At 68.4% G+C, this 18,572-nt stretch carries 17 protein-coding genes, 1 tRNA gene and 1 other annotated feature; of the genes, 9 read left to right on the top strand and 9 right to left on the bottom strand.

The window, feature by feature from the left end:
- Positions 1–35: 35 nt before the first annotated feature.
- The 5 genes from JOE55_RS09145 to JOE55_RS09125 form a co-directional block, all read right to left on the bottom strand.
- The gene (locus tag JOE55_RS09145; RefSeq protein ID WP_006214730.1) at positions 36–446 is read right to left on the bottom strand and encodes a four-helix bundle copper-binding protein; all 411 of its coding nucleotides are present in this window, start codon (positions 444–446) and stop codon (positions 36–38) included.
- Positions 447–596: 150 nt separating this feature from the next.
- The gene (locus tag JOE55_RS09140) at positions 597–1,235 is read right to left on the bottom strand and encodes a YdhK family protein (RefSeq protein WP_053446845.1); all 639 of its coding nucleotides are present in this window, start codon (positions 1,233–1,235) and stop codon (positions 597–599) included.
- Between the two features lie 109 nt (positions 1,236–1,344).
- Positions 1,345–3,483 (bottom strand): heavy metal translocating P-type ATPase, encoded by a 2,139-nt coding sequence (locus JOE55_RS09135; RefSeq protein WP_204782700.1) that lies wholly within the window; start codon positions 3,481–3,483, stop codon positions 1,345–1,347.
- A gap of 323 nt (positions 3,484–3,806) precedes the next feature.
- On the bottom strand, positions 3,807–4,664 hold the full coding sequence (locus tag JOE55_RS09130) for a F510_1955 family glycosylhydrolase (protein ID WP_338125492.1): 858 nt from the start codon (positions 4,662–4,664) through the stop codon (positions 3,807–3,809).
- A 5-nt stretch (positions 4,665–4,669) separates the two neighbouring features.
- Positions 4,670–6,166, bottom strand: a complete 1,497-nt coding sequence (locus tag JOE55_RS09125) for a multicopper oxidase family protein (protein WP_204782699.1) — start codon at positions 6,164–6,166, stop codon at positions 4,670–4,672.
- A gap of 159 nt (positions 6,167–6,325) precedes the next feature.
- Between JOE55_RS09125 and JOE55_RS09120 the strand changes: the two genes are divergently transcribed.
- Positions 6,326–7,036, top strand: coding sequence for a response regulator transcription factor (locus tag JOE55_RS09120; RefSeq protein WP_040561645.1), 711 nt, complete (start codon positions 6,326–6,328; stop codon positions 7,034–7,036).
- Positions 7,033–8,181: a sensor histidine kinase gene (locus JOE55_RS09115; protein WP_053446840.1), complete on the top strand. Its 1,149-nt coding sequence runs from the start codon at positions 7,033–7,035 to the stop codon at positions 8,179–8,181. The genes JOE55_RS09120 and JOE55_RS09115 overlap by 4 nt, the downstream gene beginning before the upstream one ends.
- Before the next feature lie 24 nt (positions 8,182–8,205).
- Here the strand turns inward: JOE55_RS09115 and JOE55_RS09110 are convergent, their stop codons facing one another.
- The 3 genes from JOE55_RS09110 to JOE55_RS13600 form a co-directional block, all read right to left on the bottom strand.
- Positions 8,206–9,201 (bottom strand): IS3 family transposase, encoded by a 996-nt coding sequence (locus JOE55_RS09110; RefSeq protein ID WP_204782698.1) that lies wholly within the window; start codon positions 9,199–9,201, stop codon positions 8,206–8,208.
- Positions 9,026–9,159 (bottom strand) — a sequence feature (AL1L pseudoknot). (Overlaps the previous gene by 134 nt.)
- Positions 9,185–10,258, bottom strand: a complete 1,074-nt coding sequence (locus JOE55_RS09105) for an IS30 family transposase (RefSeq protein WP_420870999.1) — start codon at positions 10,256–10,258, stop codon at positions 9,185–9,187. The genes JOE55_RS09110 and JOE55_RS09105 overlap by 17 nt, the downstream gene beginning before the upstream one ends.
- Positions 10,150–10,674: a transposase gene (locus JOE55_RS13600; protein ID WP_420870992.1), complete on the bottom strand. Its 525-nt coding sequence runs from the start codon at positions 10,672–10,674 to the stop codon at positions 10,150–10,152. Before JOE55_RS13600 ends, JOE55_RS09105 begins: the two co-directional genes overlap by 109 nt.
- Before the next feature lie 89 nt (positions 10,675–10,763).
- Between JOE55_RS13600 and JOE55_RS09100 the strand changes: the two genes are divergently transcribed.
- The 3 genes from JOE55_RS09100 to JOE55_RS09090 all read left to right on the top strand — a co-directional run bounded on the left by JOE55_RS09100 (position 10,764) and on the right by JOE55_RS09090 (position 13,190).
- Positions 10,764–11,627: a hypothetical protein gene (locus JOE55_RS09100; RefSeq protein WP_204782697.1), complete on the top strand. Its 864-nt coding sequence runs from the start codon at positions 10,764–10,766 to the stop codon at positions 11,625–11,627.
- Positions 11,628–11,771: 144 nt separating this feature from the next.
- Entirely contained in the window at positions 11,772–12,551 is a 780-nt protein-coding gene (locus tag JOE55_RS09095; RefSeq protein ID WP_053446847.1) for a YoaK family protein, read from the top strand.
- 69 nt (positions 12,552–12,620) lie between these two features.
- Entirely contained in the window at positions 12,621–13,190 is a 570-nt protein-coding gene (locus JOE55_RS09090; protein ID WP_006214729.1) for an integrase core domain-containing protein, read from the top strand.
- Positions 13,191–13,227: 37 nt separating this feature from the next.
- On the opposite strand, the gene JOE55_RS09085 is transcribed toward JOE55_RS09090, so the two are convergent.
- Positions 13,228–13,303, bottom strand: a tRNA-Lys gene (locus tag JOE55_RS09085).
- 106 nt (positions 13,304–13,409) lie between these two features.
- On the opposite strand from JOE55_RS09085, the gene glsA reads away from it, so the two are divergent.
- From glsA to JOE55_RS09065, 4 genes are all read left to right on the top strand, one after another.
- Positions 13,410–15,575 (top strand): glutaminase A, encoded by a 2,166-nt coding sequence (gene glsA / locus JOE55_RS09080; protein ID WP_204782696.1) that lies wholly within the window; start codon positions 13,410–13,412, stop codon positions 15,573–15,575.
- Positions 15,576–15,666: 91 nt separating this feature from the next.
- The gene (locus tag JOE55_RS09075) at positions 15,667–16,383 is read left to right on the top strand and encodes a hypothetical protein (RefSeq protein ID WP_006213574.1); all 717 of its coding nucleotides are present in this window, start codon (positions 15,667–15,669) and stop codon (positions 16,381–16,383) included.
- Positions 16,384–16,746: 363 nt separating this feature from the next.
- Complete coding sequence (locus tag JOE55_RS09070) at positions 16,747–17,367, top strand: hypothetical protein (protein ID WP_040560387.1); 621 nt, start codon at positions 16,747–16,749, stop codon at positions 17,365–17,367.
- A 3-nt stretch (positions 17,368–17,370) separates the two neighbouring features.
- Positions 17,371–18,402 carry an inorganic phosphate transporter gene (locus tag JOE55_RS09065; RefSeq protein WP_053446834.1) on the top strand — a complete coding sequence of 344 codons (1,032 nt, stop codon included), beginning with the start codon at positions 17,371–17,373 and terminating at the stop codon, positions 18,400–18,402.
- Positions 18,403–18,572 lie beyond the last annotated feature (170 nt).

Here is an 18,572-nt window from a genome sequence, read left to right as displayed (position 1 = left end):
GCTGGAAGGCGAACAAAGGTCTGAGCAGGCCGGTCTCAATCCAGAGAGGCCAGCAGATCCGCGCAGGCGATCTCGCAGCGCCGGCACGCCTCCGCGCAGACCCGGCAATGCTCATGCATATCCACGTGCTTTTCGCACTCTTCGGCGCAGGACCGGCACGCCGTCCGGCACGTTTCGAGCGCGGCGCGGTTGACGTCGATGTTGTTGCCGGTCTGGCGGGAGAGCACCCTCCCGGTGGTCTCGCAGAGGTCGGCGCAGTCCAGGTTCAGACGGATGCACTGGGTCAGCTCCGCGACCATGTCCTCGGCCAGGCAGGCGTCGGCGCAGGCGGTGCAGGTCTGCGCGCACTCGAAGCAGGCCTCGATGCATTCGGCCAGTTTCTGGGTGTCGATGCCGCCGAGATCCTTCGGGTACGTCTCCAGCATCGAGCTCACGTGATGAGTCATGGTCTCGCTCTTTCTGTCGATCCGAACGGAGCGGGCTGGCAGGCACCAACCCGCTCCGTTGACCATAGACAGCGACCGGCAGGAGGCGGAAGGGCGAAGCCATGAAGAGTTCGTGAAGACGCGCGGGCCGGGACACCGCCCCTTTCACGCTTACTCGGCGGGCTGGAGCTCGCTTTCGACGAACCACTTGTGGTTGGCCATCTCCATGCCATCGATCGTGGTGTCGACCATGTACACGGTCTCCTCGGTCGAGCTCTCGATCGTCGCCTCGGCGCCCTCCATGCCGGGCATGTGATCGGCCTCCAGCACGACCTCGGTACCCGCCGGAAGAGGCGCCTCACCCGGATCTTCCAGCTCCTCGTGCACGACCCACTTGTGGTCGACGACGGGCTCGCCACCATCTGTGGGCGTGTAGCTCACCGAGTAGGCCGTCGTATCGAAGGCACCGGTGATCGTCGCCTCTGACCCCGCCATGCCGGGCATGTGGTCAGCGGTGAGAACCGCCGTCGAGTCGATCGGATAGGTGGGATCGGCTGCGGCCTCGATGCCCTCGGGCGGGGGCCCGCCCTCGGGATTGTGCCCGGCCATACCCCCGGAACCATGATCCATGCCCATGTCCATATTCGATGACTCGGACGATGTCGACGGCGCAGCCGCCGCCTCGGACGCCGTCTGCGACGGTGCGGGTTGTGCGTCTTCCTCCTCCGCGGTGCCTCCGCAGGCGGTCAGCGCGAGCATGCTCACCGCTGCGGTAGCGGCCATGCTGGTAGTCCAGATGGACTTCTTCATCTCGTCTCCTTCGTTGATGTTCCTTCAGGCGTGGATGGCCTGAAAGTCTCTATGCCAACCCTGCGACAACAGACTGGCGAAGAATTGATGGCCACGCTGACGACCCGGGTCAGGTCTGATTCTTTGCCCATTCGACCGACCCCTCAGCGGTGAGGTCGAGGCCGCGCAGCGTCTGCGCATTGAGCGCGACCACCACCGTAGAGGCGCCCATGAGCAGCGCGCCGATGGCCATGGGCATGACGAACCCGATGGGGGCCAGCACACCGGCTGCCAGCGGCACCGAGATCAGGTTGTAGCCGGCAGCCCACCAGAGGTTCTGCACCATCTTGCGGTAGGAGGCGCGCGAGAGCCGCACGACCGAGACCACCGCGCGCGGATCCTCGGAGGCGAGGATGATCCCGGCCGAGGCGATCGCGACGTCGGTTCCGGCGCCGATCGCGAGCCCGACATCGGCCTGGGCCAGAGCCGGAGCATCGTTCACACCATCGCCGACCATCGCGACCTTCTTGCCCTGTTCCTGCAACTGGCGGACCCGGGCGCTCTTCTCCTCGGGACGGACCTGAGCCTCGATGCGGTCGATGCCCAATTCGCGGCCAACGGCCTCGGCGACGTTGTGGGCATCGCCGGTCAGCATCGCCGTCTCGATCCCCAGGCGGTGCAGGGCCTCGATCGCCTCGCGGGCGGCCGGACGGACCTCGTCGGCCAAGGCTAGGGCCCCGGCAACTCGGCCCTCGACGAGGACGTGCAGAACGATCCGCCCGTCCTGAGCCCATTCGTCGGTGAACAGCGGCTCCGCACCGGCCTGGCTGAGCAGCGCGGGGCCACCGACGCGGATGTCGGTGCCCTCGACGGTGGCCGAGACGCCGACCGCGGTCGCGCTGTCGTGGCCGGTGGCCTGCGGCACGGCAAGGTTACGGTCTTGTGCGGCGGCCACGATCGCCCGCGCCAGAGGGTGCTGGCTCTGCGCTTCGGTCGCGGCCGCGAGGGCCACGAGACGGTCCTCGTTCATGCCCGCCGGGGCGTTTGGTGCCAGCTGCACGCCCAGCAGAGCGGGCTCGCCGAGGGTGAGGGTGCCGGTCTTGTCGAAGACGACGGTGTCGATGCTGCGCACGAGCTCAAGGGCCTTGCGGTCCGAGACGAGGATGCCCTGGCGGGCGGCCCGTCCGGTCGAGATCGAGACGACCAGCGGGATCGCAAGCCCCAGAGCGTGGGGACAGGCGATGACCAGGACGGTGACAACACGGACCAGCGCCATGCTGGGTGTGCCGAGGATCGCCCACACGACGGCGGTGATCGCGGCAGCGAGGAGGGCGAACCAGAACAGCAGGTTCGCCGCCTTGTCGGCCAGGCGCTGGGCGCGGGTCGAGGAGGACTGAGCGTCCTGGACCAGGCGCTGGATACCGGCCAGGGCCGTGTTCTCGCCGATCTCGGTGACCTCGAGGGTCAGCGGTCGATCGGTGGCCACGGTGCCGGCCACGACCCGGTCACCCCGCCCGCGCGTGACGGGCACCGACTCGCCGGTGACCATGGACTCGTCCACGTCGGCCGCACCCTCGACCACCTCACCGTCGGCGGGGATGCGTCCGCCCGGACGGACCAGCACGCGGTCGCCCACGGCGAGGTCCGAGGGCGCGACCGTTCGCGTCGAGCCGTCAGGGTCGAGCACCTCAGCCTCGTCGGGCAGCAGGGCCGCGAGCTCATCGAGCGCGTTGGAGGTGCGGGCCAGAGACGCCATCTCGACCCAGTGCCCCAGCAGCATGATCACGACCAGCAGTGCCAGCTCCCACCAGAACTCCAGGTCCGGTGGCAGCAGCCCGAGGTGGCTGCCCCAGGATGCGAAGAACGCCACCGAGATGCCCAGGGTGATCAGGGTCATCATGCCGGGTTTGCGCTGCCGGAGTTCGTCGACCGCACCGGTCAGGAACGGGCGGCCGCCCCAGACGTAGAGCACGGTGCCGAGGATCACGGGGACCCAGGTGATCAGTGCGTTGTCCGGCAACTGGTAGCCCAGCAGGTGCGCGAAGCTGCCGCTGAGAAAGATCGTGGGGATCGAGATGACCAGGGAGATCCAGAACAAGCGGCGGAACATGGCGACGTGGTCATGTCCACCATGGCCTCCATGGTCACCGTTTCCCTCGTGGCCGCCGTCACCCGAGTGCTCGTCCTGGGAATCGTGGGGGTGATCGGGGGTGGGGGCCTCGCGTAAGGGCGAGGCTCCACCATGGTGGTGGGCGTGCGAATCCGTCATAGTTGCCTCCTCATTCTCGACAGTACCCCCCGGGGGTATATTTGGCGAGGGGTTTCCGGGAAGTTGTGATGCTTCCTAAGCCCACCCCGGCCACCAGGGCGGGCAGGTAGTGGATAGCGGTCAACCCGATCAGAGCCAGCCCCCGAGCTGCGCCGATGCCGCTCAGCCGCTTCCGCGACAGAGCCGCGCCTTCGGCGCTCATCGCCGGGACCATCTCCTGGCGCTTAGAGGCCTCGCTCATGGTCGTCTCCCTGAAGTTGTCTTGTTGCGGTAAGTCCCGCCCGGTGGGCATTCTCGGCCCTGGTCAGCTCACAGCCCAGCTGTCACAGCAGCTGCTGTGTTGTCGCTCCCCCGTCGACCGTGCGCAGCACCTGGTTTTTTGCCATCAGCAGCGCTTCTACGTCACCGTCATCGGTGCGGCTGGCCCCCAGGGCGGTGATCTCCCCGAGGGGTTCTTCACTGGAGGTCCAGTTAGCACCGGCATCGGTGCTGGTCAGCAGGCGCCCGTCAATCCCTGTGGCGGCGATGGTGCGGTCGTCGGCCCAGGCCACCAGTGAGGCCAGCTGGGGGGTGTTCAGGGGGGACCAGCTGGCGCCGTCGTCAGTGGAGCGCAGCACGCCGTTTTCTGTGGCAGCCAGCACCGCTCCCGATTTCGGGGACACGGCCAAAGAAACCGGGGCCGAGGGAATGGCGCGCATCTGCCAGGTGCGCCCGTCGGGGCTGAACCGAAGTTGCCCATCGAAGGCGATGATCCCGGCGGGGCCGGCAGCCAGGGCGTGGAAATCCGATTCCCCGCCGCGAGAGAGCACACTCCAGCTCTGCCCGCCGTCGGCGGACTCGGCCAGCCCCAATGGCTCGGGTAGGTCCACGCCCAGGCCGGGGTGGCCTGAGGCCAGGTAGCGGCCGTCGGCGGCGATGGTGAAGCCCATCAGATCCACGATGGGCCCGGCTCTGGTCAGGTCCCCGTCCTCGAGACGGTAGAGGCCCTCGTGGGTGGCCAGCAGCACGGCCCCGTCGGCCGGAGCGCGCGTGATGGCATGGACATGAGTGATCGCCGTGGCCTCGCCGGCGCCCTCACCGGAGGGGGCCGATGTGGAGGTACCCGGCTGCGGGGAGCAAGCTGCGACCGCCAGCCCGGTCCCTGTGACCAGGCCCAAACCGAGGAGAGCCCGTCGGGGCATGAGCGTCATCGGCGGTATCTCATCTCGATCATCATTCCGGCCTCGCCGTGGTACAGGTTGTGGCAGTGGACCATCCAATCCCCGGGATTGTCGGCTTGCAGTTGCAGGGCCAGGGATTGCATCGGGGCGAGCATGACCGTGTCTTTGCGTAATCCGTTGGGCAGGGCGAAGGTGTGGCCGTGGACGTGCAGCGGGTGGGCCATCATGGTCTGGTTGGCCGCGTCCAGCTGGACGCGTTGGCCTTCTCGGATCATCAGCGGGTCATTCTTGCCGTATGGAGCGCCGTTGAACCCCCACTGGTAAGGGTCCATCTGTCCGGTCAGCGCCATAGGCAGGGCCACTTCGACGTCCCGGGTCTCCAACCGGGCGCTGTCGGCCGGCTCCAGTTCGGCGCCGATCAAGGCCGGGCAACGCAGTTCCTTCGGCGTCACCGTCGGGGCCGGTGCGGCGCCGGAGCCGGTGCGGATCAACGCCATGGCCTGGCCGTCCTTGCCCATGGGGGCGGCCACGAACGGGAAGACCCCGTCAGCTATGGTGACGATCGCGTCGTAACGTTCGCCCATGCCGATGGCCAGCGCGTCCGTCTCCTGCGGCTTCACGGGGAACCCATCGGTGTGGGTCACCTCCATGCGGTGCCCGCCGAGAGCGACGGTGAAGATGGTGTCGGCGGCGGCATTGATGATCCGCAACCGCACCCGATCCCCCGGTTTGGCGGCCAGCACATCCGGGGCCTCCGGCACCTTGCCGTTGACCAGGTAATGCGGGTAGGTCACGTCCCCGGCGTCCTCTCCGTAGGGCGAGTCTCCACCGCCCTTCATCGGCGCGTGATCCATACCGCCCATAGCCCCCGGGGAGCTCATGCCTATGTCCCCGTGGTCCATTCCGGTCATGCCCCCGTGGCCGGCCCCGCTCCCACTGGAGGAGGTGAGCGCCTGGAGCACGTCCTCGGGCGTGCGTCCCGTGCCGTCGAGCCAGTCATCGAGCACGAGCACCCATTCGTGGTCGTAGCACCCTGGTTCTTTCGGGTCATCGATGATCAGCGGGGCGTACAGAGCCCGGTCCAGCTGGAGCCCGACGTGGGGGTGGTAGAAATAGGTCCCCGGATCCGGTGCGGTGAAATCGTAGGTGTAGGTGCTCCCGGTGGCGATCGGGTCCTGGGTCAGCCCTGGCACCCCGTCGGCAGCGGCTTCCAGGGCGATGCCATGCCAATGCACGGTGGTCTCGGCCGGCAACTGGTTGTCGACGGTGATCCGTAACCGGTCCCCGGCCGTGGCCCGGATCAGCGGTCCAGGGACCGTGTCACCGTAGGCCCACGTATCGACCTGCAAGCCTCCCAAGTCCAGGGTCGCCGGCTGCGCGACAAGCGTCTTCTCCACCAGAGCCCGGCCGGGAAGTGACGGTGCCGCGGAGGAACCCGCGGCAGGTGCACCCCCTGCCAGGACACCAGCACCGAGCAGGCCGAAGCCACCAGTCAACATCCGTCTGCGGGAAACCTGATTCATGATTCCTTTCCGAGGCACAGCAGGGCACGAACGACGACAACCATTCTGGATCCGCGCACGGGCGAAGAGACCGGGATTATTGTGAAGATTCAGCGAAGATCACAGATGACCTGCGCTCTCGCGGTCACCCAGTCGCAGCGTGGGGACGACACTGGAGGCATGAACCCAGGCATCGATTCCCCGTCCCATCCGGGACGGGTGCTCGTGGTCGACGACGAGAAGGCCCTAGCGCAGATGATCGCGACGTATCTCTCCCGCGCCGGCTACACCGTGGACCAGGCCCACACCGGCCCCGCGGCCCTTGAAGCAGCCCGAAACCAGCACCCGGATGTGGTGGTCCTGGATCTGGGGCTGCCAGGTCTGGACGGGATCGAGGTGTGCCGTGCCCTTCGGTCTTTCTCCGAGTGCTATGTGCTCATACTCACCGCCCGTGGGGACGAGGACGACAAGCTGACCGGACTGGAGGTGGGCGCCGATGACTACATCACCAAGCCCTTCAGCGTGCGCGAACTCGTCGCACGGGTCCAGGCCGTGCTGCGACGCCCGCGCACCGTCACCGTTCGAGAGGCCCCATGGGTCTTCGGGGACCTGGTCATCGACCTCGCTGCCCACGAGGCCCGGGTGAGCGGGGCCGCGGTCGCACTGACGCGCACCGAGTTCGATCTTTTGGCCACACTCTCGGCCGGCCCCGGACGGGCCTACTCCCGCCGTCAGCTCATCGACATCGTGTGGGATCCGTCCTGGGTGGGCGACGAGCGGATCGTGGACGTGCACATCGGGCATCTGCGCCGCAAACTCATTGAGGCACACCCCGATCTTGACTGCATCAGCACGGTCCGAGGGGTCGGTTACCGCATGGCAAGCCGATGAGCAGGCACCGCCCACGAGGCTTGGCCTCCCGGTTCTTCCTGGCGCAAACCATCGTGGTGATCGCCAGCATCCTCGCCGCGGTCCTCGCCGCCTCCATAGTGGGCCCGGCGATCTTTCACGAGCACCTGCTGCGCGCTGGGGCCGGGCACGACGCCACCCAGCTGATGCATGTGGAACAGGCCTACCGCGACACCAACCTCTGGACCCTGGGGATGGCCCTGGCCACTGCCCTGGTATGCGCCCTGGGCGTCACCTTGGTGTTCACCCGCCGCCTCCAGCGCCCGATCGACGCACTCACCCACGCGGCCCAGGCCATGGCCCGCAGCCGCTACGACACCCGGGTCCCCGCCATGGGCGCCGGCGCTGAGGTGGACGCCCTCGCCGGGGCGTTCAACACCATGGCCGCCCAGCTGGAGCGCACCGAAGACACCCGCCGACGAATGCTCTCCGACCTGGCCCACGAGATGCGCACCCCCATCTCCGTGCTCACGGTCTACCTGGAGGCGCTCCAGGACGAGGTCGCCCACTGGGACGAGACCACCAGCGAGCTCATGGGTGAACAGCTCGCCCGCCTCACCCGTCTGGTGGAAGACATCAACGACGTCTCCCGCGCGGAGGAAGGCCGCATCATCCTGGACCGCACCGAACAACCTGTGGCCGAGCTGGTGCGCGCGGCCGCCGAGGCCTACCGGGAGGCCTACGCCGCCGAAGGTGTGGCCCTGAACATCGACGTCGACGAGACCGCCGGGGACATCGAGGCCGACCGGCAACGCATGGGCCAGGTGCTGGGCAACCTGCTCTCCAACGCCCTGCGCCACACCCCAGCCGGCGGACAGGTCACGCTCAGCGCCAACCGGCAGGGCCCAGGGCGGGTGGCCATCCGTGTCGCCGATACCGGCGACGGCATCAGCCTGGAGCAGATACCTCACCTTTTTGAACGTTTCTACCGCGGTGACACCGCCCGCGACCGCGACCATGGTGGCTCCGGGATCGGCCTGACCATTTCCAAGGCCCTGGCCGAAGCCCACGGCGGACGTCTCACAGCCACCTCCCCTGGTCGCGGGCAGGGCGCGGTCTTCACGGTGGAGCTACCCGCCCACCAGCGGACTGGGTCATCCCCGGCTACGGTGAGCGCACGAAACTGAAGCGCCCTGGGTTTCGTTCCGAGGTCAGGGCACCGCGGGCGCGGTCACCTCGAGGTCAGTGTAAGCAGCCTCGACCTCGACCGGGGTCCGGTACCCCAGTCGTTCGTGGAGCCGAGCCGTGTTCCACCAGTGGACCCAGTCCAACGTCGCGATCTCCACCGCAGTAGCCGAGGGCCAGACGCGCTTGGAGTAGATGATCTCGGTCTTATAGAGACCATTGACCGTTTCTGCCAGGGCATTGTCGTAAGAATCCCCGACCGTACCGACCGAAGCAGTCACACCTGCAGCAATCAGCGCATCCGAGTAGGCCAGCGACACATATTGAGACCCTCGATCCGAGTGATGCGTCAAGCCAGAAGAATCCCGACGGGCACCAGTCGTCAATAATGCGTGTTCCAGGGCCAGCAGCGGCAGGCGATCTGTGTGCAGCGTTGAAGCGACCGACCAGCCGACGATCTTGCGGGTGCAGACATCCGTGATGAATGCGGCATAGCAGAATCCCGACACGAGACGCACATAAGTGATGTCGGCGACCCAGAGCTGGTGCGGGGCCGCGGCCGTGAAGTCGCGCTGGACCAGGTCCGGGCGATGATCATCTGCCTGGGCTGGACGGGTGGTGTTGGGCTTGCGGCTCCGGCGGACCCCGTGCAGCCCGGCGCTGCGCATCAAACGAGCGACTTGATCGCGGCCCAGGTCCCAGCCTGCTCGGCGCATCGCATGCCACATCTTCCGCGCCCCGTAGACACCATAGTTCTGTTCATGGATGCGCTGTATTTCCGGGATCAAGGATTGATCACGCAGAGCACGAGCTGAGGCCGGCCGTGTTTTCGCAGCCCGGTAGGCTCGGGAGGTGATGAACCCACATTCTGTTTCTCGCATGAAGCGGCAGATGGCCTCGACCCCGAAATCGTCGCGGTTCATGTCGATGAACCGGATCATCTCGTCGTGGGGCGGTCGAGTTCCGCTGCGAAAAAAGCCGAGGCCTTTTTCAGGATCGGCGGATTCAAGCGGTGAGCGCAAGGAACTCTGCGAGCTTCTCTGATGGTGTCAGATAGCCCAATGTCTTCCGAGGGCGTCCGTTGAGACTGTCCTGGATCATGTCGAGTTCCCTGCGGCTGAGGCCGCTGAGGTCGGTGCCTTTGGGGAGGTACTGGCGCAGCAGGCCGTTGGTGTTCTCGTTGCTGCCGCGCTGCCAGGGCGAGTGAGGATCGCAGAAGTAGATCGGAATGCCCGTGGCGGTAGTGAACGCAGCATGCTTGGCCATCTCCGCGCCCTGGTCCCAGGTGATCGTTCGGGCCAAGGAGGACGGCAGCTTGCTGACCGCCTCGCGCATTGCTGCCTCGACCTGCTCGGCGCTCTTGCCATCGGGCAGGTGCAGCAGCAATGTCATCCGTGTCGAGCGCTCGACGAGCGTCCCGACAGCGCTGCGGCTGCCCTGACCAAGGATGAGGTCACCCTCCCAATGCCCGGGCACTGCACGGTCGTCGGCTTCGGCAGGGCGCTGGCTGAGCATCACCATGCCGGGGATGCGGCCACGACCCTCGATGGCCCCGCGAGGCTTGCGAGCCGTCCTTCCGGACCGCAGGCACCGGGCCAGTTCACGGCGCAACTCGCCTCTGCCCTGCACGAACAGCGACTGGTAGATCGTCTCGTGGCTCACACGCATCTGCGGATCATCGGCATGATCCAACCGTAGGCGCACCGCGATCTCGTCGGGCGACCACAACTGCTCCAGCCGACTGGCGACCTCCTCGAGCAGTCGGCCGGGCCTGAGCTTGAACGGCTTCGGCCGACGAGTCTGCTGGCGGGCACGTTCATGTGCGCGCCAAGCCGAGTATTCGCAGCGGCCTCCGCCGCGCTTGACCTCACGGCTGATGGTGGACACCGTTCGCCCCAGCTGCCCGGCGATCGCGGTGAATGTGTCGCCACGATTGATCCCCAGAAGGATCTGCTCGCGCTCATCGATCGTCAGGCAGCCCTGGCGTGGTTTCCAGCCGAGCGGTTTGGCATCGAGGTGCCTGCCGCTCCGGGCCATGACCCCGACCATCGGCGCGCTGCAGCCGATCTCCTTGGCGATATCGACCAGCCGCCAGCCCCTCGCGTGCAACCTGAGCGCCAGCTGCTTCTGCTCCCGGCTGAGATGACCGTGCTTGCCCTGCATCCGGATCCTCCTGTGGTCAGTGACTGTCCCATCTCACAGGAGATGTTGCGCTGACCGCTTGAATCCGCCATCTCATTGGCGCGGCGGGCTTCGGCGAGTTCTCGACGCAGCCTGCGATTCTCTTCGCTCAAGGTTTCGTCAGTGGCGGCGGGCGTGGCCTTGCTTGCTGTGATGGCTTGGTTGCACCAGGCGTGCAGGGTCTCGGGGCCGCAGCCCAGCGACTCGGCCACGACTCGGATGGAGGCCGCGCGTGGTCCGCCCTCGGTGGCTTGGCGGTCGAAGACCATCCGCACGGCGCGTTCGCGGAACTCGGGGGTGAACTTCTTGGGCATGATCCGATTCTCCTTCAGGAAGCTCGGAACCAAACCCAGGGCGCTTCACCAACGCCAAGAACCGACACGGCAACGTCTACTGCTACTTCGTGTGCTCCGGCCGGCACTCCAAACGCACCGACTGCACCCGCGGCGCGATCCTGATCGAAGACGTCGAGAAGCTGATCGAGGACTACTACACCCGCGTACAGATCAGCCCCGCCCAGCGCGACGCACTCTCCGGGATGCTCCACCACGAGTTCGACCGACTCATGGCCGCCGAGACCGACGAACTCGAACGCCTCACCACTCACCGAGACCGGCTCGAACACGAACAAGACCGGCTCATGCAAGCCCACTACGCCGACGCCATCCCGCTGCCCGTCCTCAAACGAGAACAAGACCGCATCCTGGGCGAACTCGACCGCCTCAACCGGCGTATCGACGCCCACCACGGCGACTACGCCGACGCCCGCGCTCACCTCGACGACGCCCTCGGACTCCTGGCCAACTGCGCCGACATCTACCAACGGTGCGACGACGCCAACCGGCGCCTGTGCAACCAAGCCTTCTTCACCAAGGTCTACATCGACGAAGACAACGAACTCCGCGTCGAGAACAACCGACCCTTCGAGATGCTCCTCGACCCCGAGGTCAACGCCAATGCCCCCAACTGGACCCAGAACGGCAACAAGGCCCGAACCCCAGCCAACGATTCCATTGGCAAGGGTTCGAGCCTTGTGCGCGGGGTGGGCCCTGTGGGGATCGAACCCACGACCCATGGATTAAAAGTCCCGCCGACACAAGGTGTCGCCGGCTCACGTCCACAGGGCAACCCGCTCGTGCCGTCTGGACGGAGGTCACCGCCGAACGCGAGCCACCACGTGCTCATCTCGCGGCCTGATCGGCTAGGGCGTGTCTCCTACGCGACGAGGCGCCCTTCCTGGAAGCCGGCATCACGCACACCCCCATGATCCTGCGGCGCTGAGCAGCTCTGCGGCCCCACCCTGCACCGGTGCGCGCCCAGATGAGAATCGACTGATGAACTGAGCGGACTCCCGGCGGATCCCTACCTGCGTTGCATCCGCCGTTCACACGCGCCTGCCTATAGTACCGAGATGCTCCCCCGCGCTCCCCGCCAGATCTACCGCTACGCCCAGCTACTCTCCGGCCCCCGCCGAACCCCGCTCTTCGACCGGCACCTGGCCTACCTGCTGGTGGTCATCGCCGGGGCTCTGAACTCCGTCGGCTTCGTGGCCGTGGGTCTCTACACGTCGCACATGACCGGGATGACGGCCTCGGGCGCCGATCACTTCATGACCGGCGACTGGCGCCTGGTGCTGGCGGCGGCCCTGGCCGTGTCCTCATTCATCGTCGGGGCGATCATGTGCACCGTGGTCTTCACCTGGGGCCGACGACGACGGCTCTCGAGCCGCTACGCCAACGTCCTGGCACTGGAGGGCGTACTGATGCTCGTGACCGGTCTGCTGGCCGGGCGATTCGAGGGCCCTGAAACGGAGCTGGTGCTCGTGGCGCCGCTGTGCTTCACCATGGGCCTGCAGAACGCCCTGATCACCAAGATCCGCGACTTCCCGGTGCGAACCACCCACGTCACGGGGATGGTGACCGATATCGCCGTGGAGCTCGGCCGCATCCTCTACCGCAGCCGGGACGCCGCCCCAGTGCGCGGTGACCGGGAGAAGCTGCGGGTGCTCACTGTGCTCGTGGGCCTGTTCTTCCTCGGCGGGATCGTGGGCACGCTGGGTTACTGGGGAATGGGCTTCGGCGCCCTGGTCTTCGGCGCCGCCCTGATCCTGACCGCATCCCTGCCGCCGATCGCGCGCGACTTTGCCGGGCCCGGCACCGGGCCGGCGCGGCGGGGCGGGGTCGCCGCGTGATCGAGTCGAACGGCGGTTGAGTCTGGACAAGCAATGGCGCGGGATCGCCACTAGCGGCCTCTGAGGCGCGTGCGATCGCGGCCAGCATCCACCGCTGGATCACCACCAAGTCCCGCATGTGGGCCGACGGCCCCGCCGTCTACGAAGCCACGTTGTCCACCATCCAAGCGGGACTGCCGCGGAGGCCACCCGCAGACCCAGGGCAAAGTCGAGCGCTTCCAGCAGACCCTGAAGAAGTGGCTGGCAGCCCAGCCCCCACCAGCAGACCTGCCGGGCCTGCAGGCCCTGCTCGATCAGTTCCGCGAGATCTACAACACTCAGCGGATCCACTCAGCGAAGAAGACCACCCCGTACGCCGCCTACATCGCCGCACCGAAGGACACCCCAGGGCCCCTGGCACCGGCCACGACCCGGTTCCGCACCGACAAGATCGACGCCACGGGCAAAGTCACGCTGCGCTACGACGGCCAGCTCTTCCACATCGGCATCGGCCGAGCCCACGCCCGAACCCACGTCGTTCTGATCGTTGAGGACCGCGAGATCACCATCGTGGCCAAGGCCACCGGAGAGATCCTCCGCGAGCTCACCCTGGACCCCACGCGGAAGTACCAGCCACAACGAAAAACACCCCGAACCTGAGGGTTCGGGGTGTTTCCCATGTACTGAGACATCACAATGGTGGGCCCTGTGGGGATCGAACCCACGACCCATGGATTAAAAGTCCACTGCTCTGCCAGCTGAGCTAAGGGCCCCACCGCCGCCCGGACGTGCGGACGACGCCCACCATCGTAGACCAGGCACCGCATGGGCCTCGGCTGAGAAATCGGCATCCGCCGCCCGACCCGGTACCGTCGTCCCGTGACCTCCCACGACAGGCAGCAGCGCCACGAGACCGCCCAGAACACCGACGACGATCAGAGCACCTCCTACCAGCTCGACGAGAACGGCGATCCACTGGGCTGGGCCGACACCCAGCGCCCGAGCCCCGAGTGGTCGGAGTCGGAGAAGCTCTTCGGCCCGTCGCCCATCGAGGGCGCCCTGGCGGCCGTGCTGGATGAGGTCCGCGAGCTGACCGAGGGCGAGCCGTCGTCGTCGATCCCGGCCCTGGCCAACGCGGATCCGGAGAAGCTGGCGGTCGTGGTCGCCACGGCCGGTGGCCACATCTACGAGGCCGGCGACAGCCGCGACTGCTTCTCCATCCAGTCGATCTCCAAGGCCTTCGTCTACGGGCTGGCGATCGAGGACCGCGGCTTCGGGGGCGTGGACGCCAAGATCGATGTGGAGCCCAGCGGCGAGTCCTTCAACCGCATCTCGCTGCATCCGGAGACCAACCGCCCGGCCAACGCCATGATCAATGCCGGGGCGATCACCGCCTCCTGGCTCGTGGACCCGCACCGCGGCATCACCCGCCGCGAGCGCGTCCGGCAGCTGTTCTCGGCCTTCGCCGGGCGCGAGCTGATGATGGATCCCGACGTCTACTCCCAGGAGCACAAGGAGGGCGACCGCAACCGCGCGCTGGGCTGGATGCTCAGCTCCGTCGGGATCATCGAGGAGGACCCCACCCAGGCGCTGGAGGACTACTTCGCCCAGTGCTCCGTCATGGTCGACACCCGGGACCTGGCGATCATGGGCGCCACCCTGGCCGCCGGCGGGCGCAATCCGTTCACCGACGAGCGCGTCATGGAGCCGGTCACGGTCGAGCGCGTGCTGTCGGTGATGAACTCCTGCGGCATGTACGACGACGCCGGCGAGTGGTTCGTGCGCGTGGGCCTGCCCGGCAAGTCCGGCGTGGGCGGCGGCATCATCGCGGTGGTCCCGGGCCAGCTGGCCGTGGCCACGTTCGCCCCGCCGCTGGATCAGCACGGCAACAGCGTGCGCGGCACGGCCGCCTGCGAGCGCATCTCCCAGGCCATGGACCTGCACTTCGCCCGCGGCCCGCGCCCGTCCAAGCGCACCGTGCGCTCCATCCATTCCCTGGCCGACGCCCGCTCCCTGACCCACCGCGATGAGGACTCGCGCCGGGCCCTCAGCGAGCTGGCTTCGGACGTCGCCGTGATCGAGGTCCAGGGCAACCTGCTCTTCCCCGGCACCGAGGAGACCGTGCGCGCCCTGCGCCAGTCGGCGCAGACGGCGAGCTCCGTGATCCTGGACCTGTCCGACGTCGATCAGATCGCCGGCTTCGGCCGCCACCTGATCGCCGTGACCGCCACAGAGCTGTGCGAGGCCGGCCGCGACGTCGCCCTGGTCGTGGGCGACCCCTGGACCGACGACTGGTACGACGCCTGGGACACCGTCTGGGAGGACATCTGGAAGGACGAGCCCGACGACGACTCCGATGGCCCGTCCAACCCCTATACCGACTCGCTGCCTGCCATCTCGGCGGCGCGCAAGATCCGCACCACGACCAAGCCGGAGAACCTCACGGTCTTCGCCACCCGCGAAGAGGCCCTGGCGCACGTGGAGGATCAGCTGATCGAGCAGCTGCGCCGACGCGACGACGACGCCACCGCCTCCGACGCCGACGAGATGCCCGATCTGGACGCCGAGTCCACCATCGAGGCCGCGCGCTCCACCGACCTGCTGCGCGACACCGACGACGAGATCGCCGAGACGATCTGGTCGCGCGCCCAGGAGCTGCGGGTCCGCGAGGGCGAGCCCGTGCTGGACCTGGAGCCCGGCGAGTCCGCGGTGGTCCTGGTGGTCGAGGGCCTCGTGGAGATGATCCCGCACGGCTCCCACGAGGACGGCTCGGTCGTGCGCCGCATGCGCCCGGGCACCGTCTTCCGCTCCTCGGGCGTCAGCGACGAGCGGCTGAGCGTGCAGGCCGTGGCCGGCACCGACCTGGTGGTGCGCGTGCTCGACGCCCCTGCCCTGCGGGCGCTGGAGCAGGAGGAGCCCGCCGCAGCTCTGGAGCTGTGGCGCTCGATGGCCCGGGCCGCCTCGGAGGACCTGGAGACCGCCCTGTGCGCAAACATCGGCTGGGAGCCCGGCGACCACTGGAACGAGACCCCGGTCGAGGCCTGAGCTCTGGTCTGCTCGCACGGGTCTTCGGCTGAGCGCTGATCGGACCCGTGCGGCCTGATGCGACCGGCAGCAGCGGTCGTACGCTGGAGGCATGTCTGCTCGTGATCATCACCGCCCGGTGAAGTTCGACCCCGCCCTCTTCGACCAGAGGATCGGCGGGGTCGATCCCGCCGTGCTCGCCGAGGCCGCCCACGTCACCGCTGCCGCCGTGCTGCACCGCGGTCGGGGGCACGAGGATCCCGAGGTCAGGCGCCGGCTCGTCGAGTTCACGGACACCGAGGGCCTCGACGGCCTGGCCGCCCTGTGGTCGGAGGCCCCTCCGGTCAGCCTTCCCGGGGCGCTGTGGCGGCTCTACGCCCTGCGCTCTGCCGTGCAGGCGGATCCGGTGCGCCTGAGCAGGTGGTTCGAGGCCGGGCGCGACACGGCGCAGGTCTCCTACGTGGTGGCCGGGGTGGCCGACCCGCCCCGGGCCGCGGAGATCCGGGAGATGGCCGACGCGATCCTCTCGGGCGCCTGGAACGGCGACTTCGACGTCGCCCTGGAGCGCTTCGCCGCCTTCTGCCGCGTCACAGCGCTCGGCCGCACCCGTTTGGGCGATCCCTGGGCCTCGGACGACGAGACCCGACGCACCACCGAGCGCCTTCCGAGCAGTCCCGCCGCAGGCGAGCTCGCCGTCGAGGCTGCGGCCGCCGAGCTGGACGGCGAGCGGATGGCGCGCCAGGAGATCGCCGGGGCCAAGCGCCTCGAGCGCACCGCTGATGATCTCGAGGCCGCCGCTCGGGCCTGGCGGGCCGGTTCGCTCGACTGAGGCGCTGCCGGACCGAGAGCCCGGCAGCGCCCGACCGGCGATGGGCCCTCGCCGCCAGGGCAGTGATCAGGACCCTGTCGTCGGGCTCGGACCCACGACGGGATCGCGCGGAGCCGGCGCGGACCCCGGCCCCGTCGGCGGCTTTGACCCATCACCGGGGGCGGCCTCTACAATGGATGCCAGGTGCCGGGCTGCGGCAGCCCCGGGCTCCATCATTCAGCCGCTTCGAGCGGCCACACGCCGAGAGGCGCTCCCGGTCCGGCACCCCCTAAACCATCGATCGGCCACGAGCCGGTCCTTGACCAGGTCCCGCAGCCGCCCCGCTGCGGGCTCATGCGCTCCATCGACCGAAGGCATGGCTCCATGGCACTGCGTGTCTTCCCCGAGGACAGCGGGGTGCTGCACACCCTGGCGCAGCTCAGCGATCAGGTGCAGGAAGCGGTGCGCTGCTGCTCCGAGATGCTTCCCGCCGAGGGTGATCGCGTGGCCGAGCTGCAGGCTCAGATCAGCAGCATCGGCACCCGGACCGCGGATCTGCACTTCGGGGCCATGACCTCGGCTCGCACCACCTACGCCCTGCCCCTGCCCCGTTCGGACATCTACATCCTCAGCAGCCACCTGGCGGAGGCCTCCGAGCACCTCCAGCTGTGCGTCGAGGCCCTTGCCGTCGACCCGCACCGTCTCTCCCACGGCGCCCACACCACGGAGCAGCTCTCCAGCATCAGCCGCATGGCCTCGCTCTCGCGCACTGCCGTGCTGCGGCTGCGCACGCTCGAGGGGCTCGACGAGTACTGGTTCGACATGCACCGCCTCCGCAAGCAGACCGAGCGGACCTTCCTGGTGCACCGGCAGCAGCTGTTCCGGGAGCTGGAGCCAGCAGAGGCCTTCGAGTCGCTGCAGACCGCCGATCAGCTGCACGAGGCCGCCCGCTCCATGACGGCGCTGGCCCACGAGGTCGGGCGCATCAGCATCTCCGAGGCCTGATCCGTGCTGCTCGCAGCCTCCGCCGCCGTCCTCGTCCTGGCTCTGGCCTTCGCCGTCATCAGCTCCGGGCACGACGTCTCCAACGCGATCGCCATGCCCGTGCGCCATCGGGCCCTGACTGCTCGCACGGCGCTGGTGATGGCCGCGGTGCTCAACGTCCTGGGCGTGGCGCTGGTGGCCCTGCTGGTGCCCATGCAGCAGGCCACCGAGAACCTGGAGACGCTGCTCCCGGATCCGCGCACGGGACTGCTGGTGGTCGCCAGCGCGCTCATCGTGAGCATCGCCTGGGCCCTTCTCACCTGGCAGCGCGGCCTGCCCGCCTCCATGGGCGCCACCCTGACCAGCTCCCTGCTCGCAGCCTCCCTGACCGCCGGGGCCCTGGGCCTGACCAGCTATCCCCCGAGCTCGGCCTGGCCCCTGGGCCTTCTGCTCCTGCCCGTGGTCCTGGGCCCGCTGGTCGCCTTCGCCCTGTCCTGGGTACTGCTGATCCCTGTGGTGCACCTGGCCAGTCGGTTCGAGGCCGACCAGGTCACCCTCTCGGCGCGCGTGGTCCTGGCCATCGGCGCCACCGCCATCAACCTCGGCCACGGCGTGATCCACGGACCGCGCATGATCGCCCTGGTCACCGCCGTCGCGGGGCTGTCAGGCCTCTCTGCTCTCGAAGCGCCCGAGGCCGCCGTCGCGATCGACGTCGTCGTGGCCCTGTGCCTGGCCGGCGGCAGCCTGCTGGGCGGCTGGCAGATCGCCCGCACGATCTCCTCCCGCATGGTCCGCCCCGATGCCGTGCGCGGGGCCACCGCCCAGGCCGTGGCCGGCGCCCTGCTGCTGCCCGTGGCGCTGGGCTCGGACGTGCAGATGTCCACCTCGCAGACGACCGCCGCCGCCGTGCTCGGCGCAGGCGTGAACCAGCGCTTCCGCTCCACGCACCACGTGGTCGTCGCCCAGGTCATCGGCTGCTGGATCATCACGATCCCCGCCTGCGCCGCCGCCAGCGCCGTGCTGGTCACTGCGGCCTCCCCCCTGCTGAGCCTCTGAAGGACCCCTGCCTTCCCCGGCTGTCGCCGCTGCGCTTCCTGCCCCCGACGCACGCCGCGGGACCGCTCGATCTGCGCCCGGGCACGCCGTCCGAGCACGACAGCGCCCCCGCTCGGATCCATCCGAGCGGGGGCGCTGAGTGGCGCTGAGGAGCCTGCGCGGGCAGGCCC

This window comes from Kocuria palustris, from assembly GCF_016907795.1.
GTDB classification, from domain to species: Bacteria; Actinomycetota; Actinomycetes; order Actinomycetales; family Micrococcaceae; genus Kocuria; species Kocuria palustris.
This window is presented reverse-complemented; position numbering and strand designations above follow the sequence as displayed.

Coding starts and splice junctions, on each gene's coding strand:
- JOE55_RS09145 (WP_006214730.1), bottom strand. CDS start 446: ATGACTCATCACGTGAGCTCGATGCTGGAGACGTACCCGAAGGATCTC.
- JOE55_RS09140 (WP_053446845.1), bottom strand. CDS start 1,235: ATGAAGAAGTCCATCTGGACTACCAGCATGGCCGCTACCGCAGCGGTG.
- JOE55_RS09135 (WP_204782700.1), bottom strand. CDS start 3,483: ATGACGGATTCGCACGCCCACCACCATGGTGGAGCCTCGCCCTTACGC.
- JOE55_RS09130 (WP_338125492.1), bottom strand. CDS start 4,664: ATGCCCCGACGGGCTCTCCTCGGTTTGGGCCTGGTCACAGGGACCGGG.
- JOE55_RS09125 (WP_204782699.1), bottom strand. CDS start 6,166: ATGAATCAGGTTTCCCGCAGACGGATGTTGACTGGTGGCTTCGGCCTG.
- JOE55_RS09120 (WP_040561645.1), top strand. CDS start 6,326: ATGAACCCAGGCATCGATTCCCCGTCCCATCCGGGACGGGTGCTCGTG.
- JOE55_RS09115 (WP_053446840.1), top strand. CDS start 7,033: ATGAGCAGGCACCGCCCACGAGGCTTGGCCTCCCGGTTCTTCCTGGCG.
- JOE55_RS13600 (WP_420870992.1), bottom strand. CDS start 10,674: ATGCCCAAGAAGTTCACCCCCGAGTTCCGCGAACGCGCCGTGCGGATG.
- JOE55_RS09095 (WP_053446847.1), top strand. CDS start 11,772: ATGCTCCCCCGCGCTCCCCGCCAGATCTACCGCTACGCCCAGCTACTC.
- JOE55_RS09075 (WP_006213574.1), top strand. CDS start 15,667: ATGTCTGCTCGTGATCATCACCGCCCGGTGAAGTTCGACCCCGCCCTC.
- JOE55_RS09070 (WP_040560387.1), top strand. CDS start 16,747: ATGGCACTGCGTGTCTTCCCCGAGGACAGCGGGGTGCTGCACACCCTG.